Origin of the sequence: Hansschlegelia sp. KR7-227 (genome assembly GCF_049446035.1) — a bacterium.
Classification (GTDB): Bacteria; Pseudomonadota; Alphaproteobacteria; order Rhizobiales; family Methylopilaceae; genus Methylopila.
In genome coordinates this window covers 1,033,012-1,050,253 of the sequence record NZ_JBMSEA010000001.1, presented here as the reverse complement: position 1 = coordinate 1,050,253, position 17,242 = coordinate 1,033,012, and the positions used below count along the sequence as shown (strand labels likewise).

General features: G+C 65.0%; 17 protein-coding genes. 14 read left to right on the top strand and 3 right to left on the bottom strand.

The features are described 5' to 3' along the window. The first annotated feature begins 2 nt into the window (after positions 1 to 2). The 14 genes from ACO2RJ_RS04940 to ACO2RJ_RS04875 all read left to right on the top strand — a co-directional run bounded on the left by ACO2RJ_RS04940 (position 3) and on the right by ACO2RJ_RS04875 (position 14,039). Positions 3 to 1,766, top strand: coding sequence for a relaxase/mobilization nuclease domain-containing protein (locus tag ACO2RJ_RS04940; RefSeq protein ID WP_423266875.1), 1,764 nt, complete (start codon positions 3 to 5; stop codon positions 1,764 to 1,766). Positions 1,767 to 1,788: 22 nt separating this feature from the next. Continuing rightward, positions 1,789 to 3,771, top strand: a complete 1,983-nt coding sequence (locus tag ACO2RJ_RS04935; protein ID WP_423266874.1) for a conjugal transfer protein TraG — start codon at positions 1,789 to 1,791, stop codon at positions 3,769 to 3,771. 4 nt (positions 3,772 to 3,775) lie between these two features. Next, positions 3,776 to 4,204 (top strand): ribbon-helix-helix protein, CopG family, encoded by a 429-nt coding sequence (locus ACO2RJ_RS04930; protein WP_040426647.1) that lies wholly within the window; start codon positions 3,776 to 3,778, stop codon positions 4,202 to 4,204. Positions 4,205 to 4,511: 307 nt separating this feature from the next. Beyond that, positions 4,512 to 5,492 (top strand): P-type conjugative transfer ATPase TrbB, encoded by a 981-nt coding sequence (trbB, locus tag ACO2RJ_RS04925; protein ID WP_040426648.1) that lies wholly within the window; start codon positions 4,512 to 4,514, stop codon positions 5,490 to 5,492. Next, entirely contained in the window at positions 5,489 to 5,821 is a 333-nt protein-coding gene (locus tag ACO2RJ_RS04920) for a TrbC/VirB2 family protein (RefSeq protein ID WP_019198958.1), read from the top strand. The genes trbB and ACO2RJ_RS04920 overlap by 4 nt, the downstream gene beginning before the upstream one ends. Continuing rightward, a complete protein-coding gene (locus tag ACO2RJ_RS04915; protein ID WP_019198957.1) occupies positions 5,821 to 6,102 on the top strand; it encodes a VirB3 family type IV secretion system protein in 282 nt (93 codons plus the stop codon). Before ACO2RJ_RS04920 ends, ACO2RJ_RS04915 begins: the two co-directional genes overlap by 1 nt. A 12-nt stretch (positions 6,103 to 6,114) precedes the next feature. Further along, complete coding sequence (gene trbE, locus ACO2RJ_RS04910) at positions 6,115 to 8,565, top strand: conjugal transfer protein TrbE (RefSeq protein ID WP_019198956.1); 2,451 nt, start codon at positions 6,115 to 6,117, stop codon at positions 8,563 to 8,565. 2 nt (positions 8,566 to 8,567) lie between these two features. Continuing rightward, positions 8,568 to 9,332, top strand: coding sequence for a P-type conjugative transfer protein TrbJ (gene trbJ / locus ACO2RJ_RS04905; protein ID WP_423266873.1), 765 nt, complete (start codon positions 8,568 to 8,570; stop codon positions 9,330 to 9,332). A gap of 10 nt (positions 9,333 to 9,342) precedes the next feature. Beyond that, a complete protein-coding gene (trbK-alt, locus tag ACO2RJ_RS04900; RefSeq protein WP_019198954.1) occupies positions 9,343 to 9,630 on the top strand; it encodes a putative entry exclusion protein TrbK-alt in 288 nt (95 codons plus the stop codon). Positions 9,631 to 9,633: 3 nt separating this feature from the next. After that, a complete protein-coding gene (trbL, locus tag ACO2RJ_RS04895) occupies positions 9,634 to 11,001 on the top strand; it encodes a P-type conjugative transfer protein TrbL (protein ID WP_019198953.1) in 1,368 nt (455 codons plus the stop codon). Then, entirely contained in the window at positions 10,998 to 11,687 is a 690-nt protein-coding gene (gene trbF, locus ACO2RJ_RS04890; RefSeq protein WP_019198952.1) for a conjugal transfer protein TrbF, read from the top strand. Before trbL ends, trbF begins: the two co-directional genes overlap by 4 nt. Further along, a complete protein-coding gene (gene trbG / locus ACO2RJ_RS04885; RefSeq protein WP_019198951.1) occupies positions 11,684 to 12,658 on the top strand; it encodes a P-type conjugative transfer protein TrbG in 975 nt (324 codons plus the stop codon). Before trbF ends, trbG begins: the two co-directional genes overlap by 4 nt. Next, positions 12,658 to 13,809 carry a TrbI/VirB10 family protein gene (locus tag ACO2RJ_RS04880; RefSeq protein ID WP_019198950.1) on the top strand — a complete coding sequence of 384 codons (1,152 nt, stop codon included), beginning with the start codon at positions 12,658 to 12,660 and terminating at the stop codon, positions 13,807 to 13,809. Before trbG ends, ACO2RJ_RS04880 begins: the two co-directional genes overlap by 1 nt. 2 nt (positions 13,810 to 13,811) lie before the next feature. Further along, positions 13,812 to 14,039, top strand: coding sequence for a DUF2274 domain-containing protein (locus ACO2RJ_RS04875; protein ID WP_019198949.1), 228 nt, complete (start codon positions 13,812 to 13,814; stop codon positions 14,037 to 14,039). 62 nt (positions 14,040 to 14,101) lie between these two features. On the opposite strand, the gene ACO2RJ_RS04870 is transcribed toward ACO2RJ_RS04875, so the two are convergent. The 3 genes from ACO2RJ_RS04870 to ACO2RJ_RS04860 form a co-directional block, all read right to left on the bottom strand. Then, a complete protein-coding gene (locus tag ACO2RJ_RS04870) occupies positions 14,102 to 15,046 on the bottom strand; it encodes a LysR family transcriptional regulator (protein WP_019198948.1) in 945 nt (314 codons plus the stop codon). A gap of 118 nt (positions 15,047 to 15,164) precedes the next feature. After that, positions 15,165 to 15,485 (bottom strand): invasion associated locus B family protein, encoded by a 321-nt coding sequence (locus tag ACO2RJ_RS04865; RefSeq protein WP_051488528.1) that lies wholly within the window; start codon positions 15,483 to 15,485, stop codon positions 15,165 to 15,167. A gap of 697 nt (positions 15,486 to 16,182) precedes the next feature. Beyond that, the gene (locus ACO2RJ_RS04860) at positions 16,183 to 17,220 is read right to left on the bottom strand and encodes a Cj0069 family protein (RefSeq protein ID WP_019198946.1); all 1,038 of its coding nucleotides are present in this window, start codon (positions 17,218 to 17,220) and stop codon (positions 16,183 to 16,185) included. Positions 17,221 to 17,242: the final 22 nt, after the last annotated feature.

Genomic DNA, 17,242 nt, shown 5'->3' with positions numbered 1-17,242 from the left:
GCATGAGCGAGCGCGACAGCGACTTCCGCATCAAGCCGGGCCGCGTCCGTTCGACGCGCGCGCCGAGGACAAAGAGCTTCGTCAATCAGGTGCTCGCCGCTGCGCAGCGTGCCGGCCATACGTCTGGCGGAGCGCCGGCAGGCAAGGCTGGCCGGCGCCTTGGCCACTCAACCTTCGGGCGTGGCCGCAACGTCTTCGGCCGCTCGCGGATCTTCTCCCCGCAGCGTCGCGTCGTCATCAAGGCGCGCATCGCCCGCCATCAGGGCAAGGCGTATCGCTCGGCGCCCCTGACCAGCCATGTCAACTACCTCAAGCGCGAGGGTGTGAGCCGCGACGGAGAGAAAGGCGTCATGTTCGACGCCGGAACTGATCGCGCCGATGATCTCGCCTTCGCCGAGAGGTGCAAGGACGACCGGCATCATTTCCGGTTCATCGTCTCGCCCGAGGACGCGACCGAGATGACCGACCTCAAGGCGTTCACCCGCGACCTTGCTCGGCAGATGGAAGTCGATCTCGGCACGCGCCTCGACTGGATCGCCGTCGATCACTGGAACACCGACAATCCCCATGTCCATCTCCTGGTGCGTGGCGTCGACGAGACCGGCGCCGATCTCGTCATCTCGCGCGACTATATCAGCCGGGGCCTGCGCTCCCGCGCCATGGACCTGGTCGACATCGAACTCGGCCCGAAGCCCGAACACGAAATCCGCAACGCGCTGGAAAAGGAAATCACCACTGAACGCTGGACCCGCATCGATGGCGAGATTCAACGCGCCGCCAATGAGACCGGCTTCATCGATCTGCGCCCCGATCAGCGCGGTCCCTCCGATCCCGAACTGCGCCGCCTCATGGTCGGCCGCCTCCAGCATCTTAAGAAGATGGACCTTGCGTTCGAGGGTGAGCCCGGCCAGTGGACGGTCGGACTCGGAGCCGAACGCACGTTACGCGAGCTCGGCATCCGCGGCGACATCATCAAGACCATGCACCGCGCCTTCGCCGGGCGCGATCAGGATCGCGGCTTTTCCGATTTCGTGATCGACGGCGGCGCAGCCGAAGCTCCGATCATTGGCCGTCTCGTCGATCGCGGCCTGCACGACGAGCTGAGCGGTGAGGCCTATGCCGTCATCGATGGCGTCGATGGGCGTGCGCATCATGTCCGCTTTCGCGACATCGACGCCCTTGAACGCGCTCCAGCCAATGGCGGCATCGTCGAGGTTCGCCGCTTCGGTGGCCCCGCGGACGAACGTCCGACCCTCGTGCTCGCGATGCGCTCCGATCTCGATCTTCAGGCGCAGGTCACGGCGCCCGGCGCGACATGGCTCGACCATCGCCTTGTCGAGCGCGAGGCGATGCCGCTCGCACAATCAGGCTTCGGGCAGGAGGTGCGCGACGCCATCCATGCACGAGCCGATCATCTCGCCGATCAGGGACTGGCGCGCCGGGACGGCCAGCGCATCGTCATGCAGCGCGATCTTCTTAACACCCTGCGTCGGCGCGAACTCGATGCCGTCGGCGACAAACTCGCGGCCGAAACCGGCCTGTCGCATGTGAAGGCGCAGACCGGCGAGTACGTCGCCGGCACCGTGCGCCAACGCCTCATGCTCTCCTCTGGTCGATTCGCGATGATCGATGACGGGCTCGGCTTCCAGCTCGTCCCCTGGTCCCGCGACCTTGAACGCAAGCTCGGTCAGCACGTCGCCGGCGTCGCCAAGGAGGGCGGCGGCATCGAATGGGGGATCGGCCGCAAGCGCGATCTCGGCATCTGACATCAGCAGAAAGGATCTCGCCATGTCCGCGACCAAAATCCTCTGGGGGCAGATTCTCGTCGTCACCCTCATCGTGCTCGCCACCACCTGGGGCGCCACGCAATATGTCGCCTGGCAGCTTGGGTTTCAGGCGCAGCTCGGAACACCCTGGTTCAAGCTCGGCGGCATATCCGTCTACTATCCGCCAGCCTTTTTCTGGTGGTGGTATTTCTACGACGCTTATGCGCCGGGCATCTTCACGGAAGGCGCCTTCATCGCCGCGTCCGGCGGTTTCATCGCGATCGCCGTCGCCATCGGCATGTCGGTCTGGCGCGCCCGCGAGGCCAAGAATATCCAGACCTACGGTTCGGCGCGATGGGCCGAGAAGAAGGAGGTGGTCGCGGCGGGGCTGCTCGGCGCCGACGGCGTGGTGCTGGGGCGGCTGGAGCAGGATTATCTGCGCCATGACGGACCGGAGCATGTCCTGTGTTTCGCGCCAACGCGCTCCGGCAAAGGCGTCGGCCTGGTCGTGCCCTCGCTTCTGACCTGGCCGGGCTCGGCCATCGTCCATGACATCAAGGGCGAGAACTGGCAGCTCACCGCCGGCTTTCGCGCCCGGCATGGCCGCGTGCTGCTGTTCGATCCGACCAATCCGAAATCGTCTGCCTATAATCCTTTGCTCGAGGTCCGGCGCGGCGAGTGGGAAGTCCGCGACGTGCAGAACGTCGCCGATGTCCTGGTCGATCCCGAGGGCTCGCTCGACAAGCGCAATCATTGGGAAAAGACCAGCCACTCCCTTCTCGTCGGCGCGATCCTGCACGTCCTCTATGCCGAGGAGAACAAGACGCTCGCGGGCGTCGCAGCTTTTCTCTCCGATCCGAAACGGTCGATCGAGGCGACGCTCTCCGCGATGATGGCGACGAAGCATCTCGGTGAAGCCGGTCCGCATCCGGTCGTCGCCTCGACGGCGCGCGAACTCTTCAACAAATCCGACAACGAGCGCTCCGGCGTGCTCTCGACCGCCATGTCGTTCCTCGGCCTCTATCGCGATCCGGTCGTGGCGGAAGTCACCAGCCGGTGCGACTGGCGCATCGCCGATCTCACGACCGAGGAAAAGCCCGCCACGCTTTATATGGTCGTGCCGCCGTCCGACATCTCGCGCACCAAGCCGCTGATCCGCCTGGTCCTCAACCAGATCGGCCGCCGTCTCACCGAGGATCTGCACGCCAAGGAGCGCAAGCACCGCATCCTGATGATGCTCGACGAATTCCCGGCGCTCGGCCGCCTCGACTTCTTCGAGTCGGCACTCGCCTTCATGGCCGGCTACGGCATCAAGAGCTTCCTCATCGCCCAGTCGCTCAACCAGATCGAGAAAGCTTACGGGGCCAACAATTCGATCCTCGACAATTGCCATGTCCGCGTCAGCTTCGCGACCAATGACGAGCGGACCGCCAAGCGCGTCTCGGATGCGCTGGGGACCGCGACCGAGATGAAGGCGATGAAGAACTATGCCGGGCACAGGCTCTCGCCCTGGCTCGGCCATTTGATGGTGTCGCGTTCGGAAACCGCCCGGCCGCTGCTCACCCTAGGCGAGATCATGCAGCTCCCGCCGACCGACGAAATCGTCATGGTCGCCGGCACGCCGCCGGTGCGGGCGAAGAAGGCGCGCTATTACGAAGATGCACGGTTCCGCGAGCGCGTGCTGCCGCCGCCAGATTCGCAAAAATCGGGGCGCACCCGTCATAAGGATGGCTGGTCGACTCTCCAGCCGCAAAAGCCCGATCCCGCGCTGGTAGCCGCCCACAAGCCCGACAAGGCCAATGCGGGCCTGCGCCGCGAACCCGAGCTTCCCGACCATGTTGCGATCGTCAAGGAGACGACCGAGATGCGTCCCGCCGAGGAGTTCACGCGCATCCTCGACGACGAGCCGGAAGACGTCGCGCGCCAGCGCCAGGCGCTGCGTCGCCAAATGACCGGCATCGCCCGCCAGGTCGCACTCGATCCCGGCGACAACATGGAGCTGTGACACCATGCGCGACCGTCTCAATCTCACTTTGCCCGCCGAACTCATCGGTCGCATCAATGAGCTTGCCGATCGCAAGAAATTGCCTCGGTCCGCGATCGTCGAGGCGGCCGTCAGTTCGTTCCTGTCGCCCGACCACGCGGACGCGCGCGAAGCAGCCTTCGCCCGCAGGCTCGACCGGCTGTCCAGACAGGTCCAGCGGATGGAGCGCGATCTCGGCGTCACCGCCGAAACACTGGCGCTCTATGTGCGCTTCTGGCTGTCGATCACCCCGCCCGTGCCGCCGGACGCCCACGCTGCCGCGCAGGCCAAAGGCCGCGAGCGGTTTGACGGCTTCGTGGAGACGCTCGGCAAGCGATTGCAGAAGGGCCAGAGCTTCCTGCGCGAAATCCCGGACGATGTGCCGGGCGCCGCGCCGAGCGAAGTGTCGGAATAGCCTGCTGCCCTTGCGCCCGTCGACCATAGTGCCGCGTTGAAAATCTCGATCATTGCCCGACGAACGGACGCAGTCGGCAAAAACAAATGGCGCAGCACCAATGCCGAATCTGTCTATCGATCATCGAACCTTCCTTCCGACGACCTTCTTGTCGCTCACCTCGGATCTGTGATTCCGCCGATCTCCTGTATTTGCGCGCTACACTACTACGCCTCTGTTTTCTTGTTGAAGTGGCCTCAGATCTGGCTCTTTTAATCAGCCCCGCATGGGGGTGCGTCTGTCAGTCCCGGCTGGAAATCGGGGCGATATGGCGGCTATGCATCAATATTCGGAACGTCACGCGCGCGGCGCGCGCATGCTGCGCACGGCGCTCGGTCCAGCCATCGCGCGGTTTCTGGAAGATGCTGCCGTCGTCGAGGTAATGCTGAACCCGGACGGGCGCATCTGGATTGATCGTCTCTCGGAAGGGCTGGCTGATACGGGCGAGCGACTGTCGGCGACCGATGGCGAACGCATCGTGCGTCTGGTCGCGCATCACGTTGGCGCGGAGGTTCACGCGCGGAGCCCGCGTGTCTCCGCCGAGCTTCCCGAAACTGGTGAACGCTTCGAAGGGTTATTGCCTCCCGTTGTCGCGGCGCCTGCCTTCGCCATCCGCAAGCCCGCCGTCGCGGTGTTCACGCTCGACGACTATGTCGCCGCCGGCATCATGTCCGCCGATCAGGCCGCGTCGCTACGTATCGCAGTCGTCTCCCGCGCCAACATTCTTGTCGCAGGCGGCACCTCGACCGGCAAGACCACGCTGACCAACGCGCTGCTGGCCGAAGTCGCCAAGAGCGCCGATCGTGTCGTCATCATCGAGGACACGCGCGAGCTGCAATGCGCCGCGCCGAACCTCGTCGCCATGCGCACGAAAGACGGCGTGGCGACGCTCTCCGATCTCGTGCGGTCCAGCTTACGCCTGCGGCCCGATCGCATTCCCATCGGCGAGGTGCGCGGCGCCGAAGCGCTCGATCTCCTCAAAGCCTGGGGCACCGGCCATCCCGGCGGCATCGGCACGATCCATGCCGGAACCGGCATCGGTGCGCTGCGCCGGCTCGAACAGCTCATCCAGGAAGCCGTCGTCACGGTCCCCCGCGCGCTGATTGCCGAGACCATCGACCTCGTTGCCGTCCTCTCCGGCCGCGGGTCCGCGCGCCGGCTGGCCGAACTCGCCCGCGTCGAAGGGCTCGGTCCTGACGGCGACTACCACATCACCCCTGCCACTTCGAACTCCATGGAGCCCGCATGATCCGTACAGCAATCCGTATCCGCCGCACCTTCGCGACGGCGGTCGCCGTCGCCACCATCAATCTCATTCTGCTCCCGGCCGCCCATGCCTCCGGCTCTTCCATGCCGTGGGAGCAACCGCTTCAGAAAATCCTTCAGTCGATCGAAGGGCCGGTCGCCAAAATCGTCGCGGTGATCATCATCATCGCGACCGGCCTGGCGCTCGCTTTCGGCGACACCTCCGGCGGCTTTCGCCGTCTGATCCAGATCGTCTTCGGGCTTTCGATCGCCTTCGCCGCGTCGAGCTTTTTCCTGTCCTTCTTCTCCTTCGGCGGCGGGGCGCTGATCTGATGGCTGCCGCCTTCGAACAACTCGACGCCGTGCCGGGATATTCGGTCCCGGTCCACCGCGCACTGACCGAGCACATCCTGCTCGGCGGCGCGCCGCGGTCCATCGCAATTCTGAACGGGACGCTGGCCGGAGCCGTGGGCCTCGGCCTGCGCCTCTGGCTGGTCGGCTTGGCTATCTGGGCCGTCGGCCATTTCGCGGCGGTGTGGGCGGCGAAACGCGATCCGCTCTTCGTGGAAGTCGGCCGCCGCCATCTGCGTATCCCCGGTCATCTGTCGGTCTGAGGAGCGCGATCCATGATGAATCTCGCCGAATATCGCCGCTCGGCTTCGCGCCTTGCCGACTATCTGCCCTGGGTCGCGCTCGTCGGCCCCGGCGTCGTGCTCAATAAGGACGGCAGCTTTCAGCGCACGGCGAAGTTTCGTGGCCCCGATCTCGATAGTGCTGTTGCCGCCGAGCTGGTCGCCGTCGCCGGCCGCATCAACAACGCCTTCCGCCGTCTCGGATCGGGCTGGAGCATTTTTGTCGAAGCGCAGCGCCATGAGGCCGCAACCTATCCCAATAGCGTCTTTCCTGATCCGGCCTCTGGCCTCGTTGATGCCGAGCGCAAGGCCGACTTCGAGGAAGAAGGGATCCATTTCGTATCGGGCTATTTCCTGACCTTCCTCTATCTGCCGCCGGCCGAGGAAGCAGCACGCACCGAAGCCTGGCTCTATGAGGGCCGGGAAAAGTCAGGCGTCGATCCGCATGAGATTCTGCGCGCTTTCACCGATCGCACCGATCGCGTTATCGCGTTGCTCGATGGCTTCATGCCGGAATGCGCCTGGCTCGATGACAGCGAGACGCTGACTTACCTCCATTCCTGCGTTTCGACGAAACGTCATCGCGTCCGTGTTCCCGAGACCCCGATCTATCTCGATGCGCTGCTCGCCGATCAGCCGCTGACCGGCGGGCTGGAGCCACGCCTTGGCGATCAGCACGTTCGCATCCTCACCATCACTGGCTTTCCGACCGCGACCACGCCCGGCCTGCTCGACGATCTGAATCGGCTGGCGTTCCCGTATCGCTGGTCCACGCGGGCGATCCTGATCGACAAGACCGACGCCACGAAGTTGCTGACGAAGATCAGACGGCAGTGGTTCGCCAAGCGCAAGTCCATCGCCGCGATCCTCAAGGAGGTGATGACCAACGAGCAATCCGTGCTGGTCGATACCGATGCGTCGAACAAGGCGGCTGACGCCGATATGGCCTTGCAGGAACTCGGCGCGGACGTGGCGGGCATGGCTTATGTCACCGCGACCATCGCCGTCTGGGATGCCGATCCGCGTCTCGCCGATGAGAAACTGCGCCTCGTCGAGAAGGTCATTCAGAGCCGCGACTTCACGGCCATGATCGAAGGTGTGAACGCCGTCGATGCCTGGCTCGGCTCGCTCCCCGGACATGCCTACGCCAATGTCCGCCAGCCGCCGGTCTCGACGCTCAATCTCGCCCACATGATCCCCCTCTCTGCTGTGTGGGCGGGGCCGGAACGGGACGAGCATTTCGGTGCGCCCCCGCTGCTCTACGGCAGAACGGAAGGCTCGACCCCGTTCCGGTTATCGTTGCACGTCGGCGATGTCGGCCACACGCTGGTCGTCGGCCCGACCGGCGCGGGCAAATCGGTCCTGCTTGCCCTCATGGCTTTGCAGTTCCGCCGCTACGACAATTCGCAGGTCTTCGCCTTCGACTTCGGCGGCTCGATCCGCGCCGCCGCGCTCGCCATGGGCGGCGACTGGCACGATCTCGGCGGCGGGCTGACCGAAGGCTCCGACGCTTCCGTGTCGCTCCAGCCGCTCGCACGCATTCACGACACCTATGAGCGTGCCTGGGCCGCCGACTGGATCGTGGCGATCCTGATGCGCGAAGGCATCACCATCACGCCCGAAGCCAAGGAACATATCTGGACGGCGCTGACCTCGCTCGCCTCCGCGCCGGTCGAGGAGCGCACCATCACCGGCCTCTGCGTCCTGCTTCAGTCCAACGATCTGAAACAGGCGCTGCGTCCGTACTGCGTTGGCGGTCCCTATGGCCGACTGCTCGATGCCGAGGCCGAACAGCTCGGCCGCGCCGCCGTGCAAGCCTTCGAGATCGAGGGGCTTGTCGGAACCGGCTCGGCCCCGGCTGTGCTCGCGTATCTGTTTCACCGCATCGGCGACCGGCTCGACGGCCGCCCGACGCTGCTCATCATCGATGAAGGCTGGCTCGCGCTGGACGATGAAGGCTTCGCCGGCCAGTTGAGGGAGTGGTTGAAGACGCTGCGCAAGAAGAACGCCAGCGTCATCTTCGCCACGCAGTCGCTCAGCGACATTGACGGCAGCAATATCGCGCCCGCAATTATCGAGAGCTGCCCGACGCGGCTCCTGCTGCCGAACGAGCGCGCGATCGAGCCGCAGATCACGGCCATCTATCGCCGCTTCGGCTTGAATGACCGACAGATCGAAATTCTGGCGCGGGCGACACCCAAGCGCGACTATTACTGCCAGTCGCGGCGCGGCAATCGGCTGTTCGAACTGGGACTCAGCGAAGTAGCCCTCGCGCTTTGCGCCGCGTCCTCCAAATCCGCCCAGACCCTGATCGCCAATCTCGTCGCCGAGCATGGTCGCGAAGGATTCCTCGCGGCCTGGCTCCAGTCCCGCGACGTCGGTTGGGCCGCCGATCTCATCCCGACTTTCCCGGCGCTCATCCCCCAGGCCGAAAAGGAGTCTTGACCATGAATATCCGTCTTTTCCGTTCGCGCGCCATGATCCTGGCCGCGACCATGCTCGCGGCGCCCATCGCGCTCACGCCGATTCTCGCAACTCCTGCGCACGCGCTGATCGTGTTCGATCCGTCGAACTATGCGCAGAACGTGCTGACCGCCGCGCGCTCGCTGGAGCAGATCACCAATCAGATCACGTCGCTCCAGAACCAGGCGCAGATGCTCATCAACCAGGCGCGCAATCTGGCGAGCCTGCCGTATTCCGCGCTCCAGCAGCTTCAGCAGAACGTCCAGCGCACCCAGCAGCTTCTCAGCCAGGCGCAGAACATCGCCTTCAACGTCCAGCAGATCGACCAGATGTTCAGCCAAAAATACGGGAGCGTCTCGATATCGGCGACCGATCAGCAGCTCATCACCGACGCGCGCTCGCGCTGGCAGAACACGGTCGGCGGGTTGCAGGACGCGATGCGCGTGCAGGCCGGCGTCGTCAGCAATATCGACAGCAACCGCACGCAGATGTCGGCGCTGGTCAGCCAGAGCCAGTCGGCGACCGGCGCGTTGCAGGCGACGCAGGCCGGCAACCAGCTCCTCGCGCTTCTCGCCCAGCAGCTTGCCGATCTCACCGCCGTTGGCGCCGCCAATGGCCGCGCGCAGATGCTGACCGAAGCCGAGCGCACGGCAGCCGCCGAACAGGGCCGCGAGCAGCGTCGCCGCTTTCTAGCGCCGGGCAGCGGCTACCAGCCCGGCAACGCCCAGATGTTCAACAGCGGTAACTGAGGGCGAGAGCATGGACGGCAAGATGCTGGCGCGCATCGGCGCAATCATGTTCGTCGCGGTCGCTATCACGGCGACCGCGATCGAACTGACCCGCAAGGACGACGCGCCGGCATCTTCGCCGATGCCGCAGCTCCACCCCGCAACCGATCCGTTGCGCGCGAGCCAGCGCCGGTGTCAGCAGCTTGGGCAGGCGGCGGCGAACGACGCCGACTGCCTGCGCGTCTGGGCCGAGACCCGCGATCGTTTTCTCGGCAAGACGGCCGCGCCCGTTGCGCCGCTGCCCCCGGAAGGGCGGTGACGCATGGGTAGTGGCGTCATCGACAATTTCCTCGGGGTTTTTACCCGCTATATCGACTCCGGCTTCGGGCTGCTGTCCGGCGAGGTCGCATTCGTGGCGAGCACGCTGATCGTCATTGACGTGACGCTGGCGGCCCTGTTCTGGAGCTGGGGCGCCGATGACGACATCATCGCGCGCCTCGTCAAGAAGACGCTGTTCGTCGGTGTCTTCGCCTATCTGATTTCTAACTGGAACAATCTCGCCAAGATTGTCTTCGATAGCTTCGCCGGTCTCGGCCTGAAGGCGAGCGGGACGGGGTTTTCCGCGGCGGACCTGATGCGTCCCGGCAAGGTCGCGCAGACCGGCCTCGACGCCGCCCGGCCGTTGCTCGAAGCAATCTCGCCCCTGATGGGCTGGATCTCGGTATTCGAGAACCTGATTCAGATCGTCTGCCTGCTCTTCGCCTGGGCGCTGGTGATCCTCGCCTTCTTCATTCTGGCGATCCAGCTCTTTATCACCCTCATCGAGTTCAAGCTCTCGACGCTCGCCGGCTTCGTGCTGATCCCCTTCGGCCTGTTCGGCAAGACCGCCTTCATGGCCGAGCGCGTCCTCGGCAATGTCATCTCCTCCGGCATCAAGGTTCTCGTCCTTGCGGTCATCATCGGCATCGGTTCGACGCTGTTTTCGCAGTTCACGCAGAGCGCCAGCGCGCAGACGATGACTGTCGATCAGGCCATGGCCATCGTGCTGGCCGCGCTGTCGTTGCTCGGTCTCGGCATCTTCGGTCCCGGCATCGCCAATGGTCTCGTCTCCGGCGGTCCGCAGCTTGGCGCGGGCGCCGCCGTAGGAACCGGCCTTGCTGTCGGGGGCGCGGCAGTGGCTGCCGCCGGAGCGGCGGGCCTGGCCGCGAAGGGAGGAGCAGCCGCCATCTCGGGCGGGACGGCTGCCGTTCGTGGTGGCGCCACGGCTGCCGGCGCTGCTTCGTCAGCCTACACCCTTGGTTCTCTCGGGCAGTCTGGCGCATCCGGCGTGGCTTCCGGTCTGGGTGGCGTCGCGCGCGCCGCCGGCTCTGCCGTCGCATCACCGCTACGCCGCGCCGCCGCCCGTGCCGGCGAGAGCGTCAAATCAAGCAACGCTGATGGCGCGAAAGCCGGTTTCGCCATGACAGGCGGCGCCTCGACCATGGGAACGGTCGAGGGCGCCCCTGCAGCCGATGCCTCATCCGCCGAAAGCCAGGCAACGGTACGCGGCGGCGCGCCCGACTGGGCCAGGCGCATGAAGCGCCATCAGGCCGTGAGTCACGGCGTCAGCGCCGTCGCACATGCCGTCCGCTCCGGCGACAGTCACGGCTCCGGCTCCTCCGTCAACCTCTCCGAAAGCGATCGCTCATGAACCCCTTCAGACGCCCCGCCACGCATTACGGCAAAACACCGCAACCTGAGACGCCGTACCAGCGCGCTGCCCAAGTATGGGACGAACGCATCGGCTCGGCCCGCGTACAGGCGAAGAACTGGCGATACATGGCCTTTGGATCGCTGATCCTGTCGGCCGGCTTCGCCGCCGCGCTTGTCTGGCAATCCGCGCGGGGGACCGTCGTGCCGTGGGTGGTGCAGGTTGACAATCTCGGCCAAGCGCAAACCGTCGCCGCCGCTACGGCCGACTATCGCCCGACCGATCCGCAAGTGGCCTGGCATCTCGCCCGCTTCGTCGAACAGGTCAGGAGTATTCCAGCCGATCCGATCATCGTCCGGCAGAACTGGCTGCGCGCCTATGAATGGACAACCGATCGCGGCGCGGCCGCGCTCAACGATTATGCCCGCGCCAACGACCCGTTCGCCAAGGTCGGCAAGCAGCAGGTCGCGGTGGAAGTCTCCAGTGTCATCCGCGCTTCGGCGGATAGCTTCCGCGTCGCCTGGATTGAGCGTCGCTACGAGGACGGAAAACTCTCCGCGACCGAGCGCTGGACCGCGATCCTAACCATCGTGGTTCAACCGCCGCGCGACGCCGAACGGCTCAAGGCCAATCCGCTCGGCATCTACATCAACGCAATCTCATGGTCGCGGGAGATGAGCCAATGACCGGGCCGACGATCCGCAAAGGCGGGATGCCGTCTTTCCGTAAATCCACAATCGCGGCTTTGCTGCTTTCCGCAAGCGTGCTTGCGGGCTGCGCGAGCAAGCCGCCGGAGATTACTTACGATTCAAGCGTGCCGCCTTTGCCCTCTGTTCCGGCCGCCGTCACCAATGATCGGCCGAGGCCGCTGCATGTCCCACCGGCGTGGACGCCTGCACGCGGAGGGGTCGCCGCAGGCACGCCGACAGCCCGCGTCGAGAACGCCAACGCCGCCGCCCGCGTTCAGCCGCGCCGCGAAGGCTATTACAACGCCATCCAGATTTATCCGTGGTCGGATGGCGCGCTCTACCAGGTCTATGCGGCGCCGGGGCAGATCACCGACATCGCGCTCGAACCCGGCGAAAGCCTGACCGGCGCAGGCCCGATCGCAGCGGGCGACACCGCGCGCTGGATCATCGGCGACACCGAGAGCGGCAGCGGCGCCACGCGGCGCGTCCATGTGCTGGTGAAACCCTCGCGCGCCGACATCACCACCAATCTCGTCGTCACCACCGACCGGCGCACCTACATGCTCGAACTGCGCTCCGGCCAGAAGCCCTATATGCCCGCCGTCGCCTGGGCTTATCCGCAAGCTCCCGGCCAGCGGCAGGCCATGCCGGCGACGCCGGTCATCCCGGCCGCCGCTGCGCGCAACTATCGCTATGGCCTCACCGGCGACAATCCGCCGTGGCAGCCGGTCGCGGTCTATGACGACGGCCGCCGCGTCTATGTCGAGTTTCCGCGAGGGATCGTCCAGGGCGAGATGCCGCCGATCTTCGTGATCGGCTCGGAGGGCGAGGCGCAGATCGCCAATACGCGCATCTATCAACACATCCTGATCGTCGACCGCCTGTTCGGCGCGGCTGAGCTACGCCTCGGCAGCGGCGACCGCCAGCAGACCGTCCGCATCGTCCGGACCGACGGGAGGCCGTCATAATGAGCGACAACTCAACCAATACCGCTGCCCCGATGCGTCTTCGTGCCGAGCCGCCGCGCGTCACCCGCCTGTCGCGCAAAGTGCTCGCCAGCGTCGCAGCGGTCGCGCTGGTCGGCATCGGTGGATCGCTGATCTACGCCCTCCAGACCCGCAATGCCGGCAAGGAGGGCGAGGAGCTGTATTCGACCGGCAACCGGCAGCCCGCCGACGGTCTCGCTGGCCTGCCGCGCGACTATACCGGCCCCGTTCTCGGGCCGCCGCTGCCGGGCGATCTCGGACGGCCGATCCTCTCCGCACAGAATGCAGGCCAACCCGTCGTGCCGCCTGTCGTTCCGGCGCCCGGCGTCGACGAGGCCGAGCAACGCCGCCGCGCCGAGGAGGAAGCCGCCCGCACCAGCACCGTGTTTTTCCAGTCGCGGGCAGGTTCGCCGGCCGCAGCCGGAACACCGACGCCGGGCCTTGCCGGCTTCGACATGGCGAGCCTGTCAGGGCTGCCCGGTCAGCAGACGGCGCAGGACAAACAGCTCGCATTCCTGAACGCGCCCGTCGATCGCCGCACGACTTCGTCGGATCGCGTCATGGCGCCAGCCTCGCCCTTCGTACTCCAGGCCGGCGCCGTCATTCCGGCCGCGCTCATCACCGGCATCCGTTCCGATCTTCCCGGCCAGATCACCGCGCAGGTCACGGAGAACATCTACGACAGCCCCACGGGACGCATTCTGCTCGTGCCGCAGGGGACACGGATCATCGGCCAGTATGACAACAATGTGCAGTTCGGCCAGCGCCGGGTGTTGCTCGTCTGGAATCGCCTCATCATGCCGAACGGTCGCTCCATCGTGCTGGAACGCCAGCCCGGCGCCGACACGCAAGGCTATGCCGGGCTTGAAGACGGCGTCGATTACCACTGGTGGGACCTCGCCAAGGCCGCCGGCCTTTCCACCTTGCTCGCGGTCGGCTCCGAACTCGCCATCAGCGACGAGAACCGATTGCTGCGCGCCATTCGTAGCGGCGGGCAGGACACCATCAATGATGCTGGCCAGCAGATCGTCCGCCGTCAGCTCAATGTCGCGCCGACGCTGACCATCCGGCCGGGATTCCCGGTCAGGATTGTCGTCACGCGAGATCTGGTACTCGAAGCATACAGGGGGTAGTCATGACCAAGCTCAAACTCGGCCCCATCGCTGACGACAGGCCGGTGAAGATCGCGCTGGAGCTGCCGGCGACCTTGCATCGCGATCTCTTGGAATACGGCCGCCTCCTCGCCGATGGCGGCGCGCCAGTCGAGCCGGCCAAGCTCATCGTGCCGATGCTGGAGCGCTTCATCGCCACAGATCGCGGGTTCGCCAAGGGGAGGCGCGTCTCTCGTTCCGAAAAGGTTTGATCTGTATCGGGGGACGGAATTCTCGCCCTTGATCGTTCACGCGTATCGCCATTGGAACGGGCTTATGTCCGCATCTTTGAGGCCATCGAACGCGCGAGGTTCAAAAGTTTGTCGGCGGCGGGGTTGTTGTTCCTCGCCGACCACACAGCACTGAAGGGCAGGACTTCATTGCGGATCGGCCGATACCTGATCCCCGGCATCTGCATCGCGATCGTCGCCTCGCTGGTCAGCGTCAAGCCGCGCTCGAGCGAAACAAAAGCCAGTAGGCTGTCCCGACCGACGAATTGCGGATTGATCTCCGGATGCCGGCCGAGGTCCGCTAGATGCTGGACCAGATAGTCGCGGATCTCCTCGCCGGGCGCGGTGTCACTGACGATGAACTTTTCGCTAGTCAAGTTCTCCCATTCCAGCTCCTCGTGCCGACAGAGATGATGTCCATCAGGCAGCACGACAAACACGCGCTCGGTCCAGAGCTGTTCGGTCTCGCATTCCGGCCAATCGACGGTTCCGGTGATGAACGCCAAGTCGAGCCGAAGCTGTCGAATGGCCGCGATATGTTCGGAAGGATTGCCGTCGATCAGTTCGACATGGACCCCGGGATGTTCTTTCGCGAAAGCATCCAGAAGTTCACGCAGAAAGCCGGAGGCGATCGAGGAGAAAATGCCGGTCCTGATCCGTCCTTCTCGCCCGTACGCGACGACGGCGGCATCTCCAGCGCCCTCCTGAACGTGACGAAGCGCGCGTTTCGCCCGCGGCAAAAAACGCTCGCCGGCGTCGGTGAGCTGAACGCCCCAACTGCATCGCTTGAAAACGGCGACGCCGAGATGGCCCTCGAGATCGCGAATGCGGCGGCTGATCGCCGATTCCTGAATGCGAAGTGCAACGCTGGCCTTGCGGAAGCTGCCATGCTCGACCGCCGCCACGAAATAGCGCAGATGCCGTAGCTCGATCGCGGCGATCTGTTTGCAGTTAGCGCAGAACGGCTTGTTGGGTTTGTGCGTCAGCATGGGGCAGCCCCCCACGCTGTTTCGAGCGGGGTTTCCGGCCGGTGCCTTGCGGTCGCTCGCCGATACCGGGGCGAGACGTAACGTAACCGCGTTGAATGGTCCGCTCGGCTGGCCAACCTCAACACGACAGCCCCCCCGCGCCGTCAAGCGCAGTGGCGAAACCTTGCGGCGAGCTCGAGAACGGCGCAGCGGCCCTACCATCGGCGACAGCCTTTACCTTCAACGCTGTGCCGGAGCGGAGCACAACTGTCGTGGGCGCGTCGAAGGCGACGATGATGAGGCATCTATCCGGCACGCAGGTCCTGAAGCGCGGGGCCTGCATCGCGGGCTTGTCGTCAATCTGAAGGGACACGCCTGAATCAAGCGCGAGCCCGAATGGCATGATCAGCGTGCCTGAAACCGTATTGCCGTTCGGCGCGTTCAATTCGATCGCCAGCACACGCTGGCCTCCTGACGTGCCTGAACTTGCGATAGCGAGCAGCGCTTGGCCGTCCCATCCTGAACGCAGGCGACGCGCCAATCCCGGTAGGTCTCGCTGAGTGAGGATGCACCGCCGGGAAGGCCGGAGGCGGTCCTGCCAGCGTTTGCGCCGGCCGGTTGTGCCGACTGTGCGAGCTCGAAGCGCTGCGGCGCGGGACCGTCATAGCGCTCGATGATCGAAGCTGCCTGGCTCGGCGCAGAGATCGTAACGCCGGGCGTAATACAGATCGTTATGCCGGCTGCTATTGCGAGCATTGCGAATGAGACGCCTCCAAAGAACCGAAATTGCCCGCTCATCGTCCGAGTGTCTTTCGTTCATCGGTTGAAACAGTGGTGCCAATTGCCGGCCTAATTTGCGGCCCTCGGCCAGCGCGTTGCCATCTGTGGCGTGTCGCCGCGACGACAGGAACGCCCGAAGCCGGTCCCGGCAGCAGTCTCCAGGCCATGCATCGGTGTGGAACGCTCCTAGACAGAAAGCCGGTAACCATGCTCTCCGAAGTGTCTGATGCGGTCAGTCATGTAGAGCCAAACGTCGTAGCCGCTGCGACGCACCAGTTCGCAAAACACGTAGTCCCCTCCAACGGCCCCTTCCGTGTCATAATTGAAATGAAAGAAATTATAGGCCGCTCCCATGTTGTGGGCCTTGTAGCGATCATTCAGCGTTTCGATTGCAGTCGTTCGGCAACCCGGCGCGCGATCTCCGTCGGCGCCTCGTCGGGAATCGGAAACACCGAGCTGACATTGATTTCCCCCAGCACGTAGCTGTCGGTCCCGTCGGCGTTTGATGGACCCAGCATGAAGTCCGCATCCCATATTATTGGGAGGTCGCGTGGCGGGATGCCCAGCAAGGAGGTCAACTGCGGGGTCCACTCGTCTTCCATCAGCCGGCGCAGACGCTGGAAGCGCGGATCGGCATTGGAGGTGTAGAGTCGCGGTCCGGCCTCAGCGCGTGCCGCAGGCGCCTCGACCAGCGCCCTGACCTTCTGATGGCCAAAGCCGGCGCAGCGGTTGCCCGCCATATAGCAGCGCACCACACCTTCAGTCAGGCGCGGCTGGAACTGCTGATCGATCACGCAACCGTCTTCGAAATACGCGACGCAACGCTCTAGAAAGCGATCCAGCTCCAGCTCCTCCGCCGCATTCTTGGTGGCATCGAGCACACGTACCATCGGCTGGTTTCGTGAACTTGCCAGCGTCTCGACCTTCCAAACGCCCTGGCCGCCATTGCCGCGGTTGCGCTTAATCACACGCGGGCCGGCGGCAAGCCGCGCCGGCAATTCTGCGCGCATCTCCTCGGCCGTTCGATAGAGGGCCGTGTTGCAGCCCCAACTCATGGTGCGGGTGCGATAGAGCACGTCTTTTGTGCCCATCTTGAGAATTACATCGGGATGGGCGCTCACCCATACCCCGCTCGTCGCGATCTCGCGGAGCAGCGCGTCGAGTTTCGCGCGGTTGCGCCCCTCATGGATCGGGTTGACCCAGACCAACACACCATCAAACGCAGCAAGTTGTGCGCGCACGGCGTCCAGAACGTCATCTTCGTAGACCACCGGTTTCGCATCGATACCGACTTCGCCGAGCGCCGCGAAGACAGCCTTGAACCGGCTCGTCTCCGGCGTGGCAGTGCAGCGTGCCGCTTCATCGTCCCGCCATAGAATGGCGATGCGGCCAAGGCGAGCGGTGGACTGAGACATGGCAATCGGCCCTCGAAATACA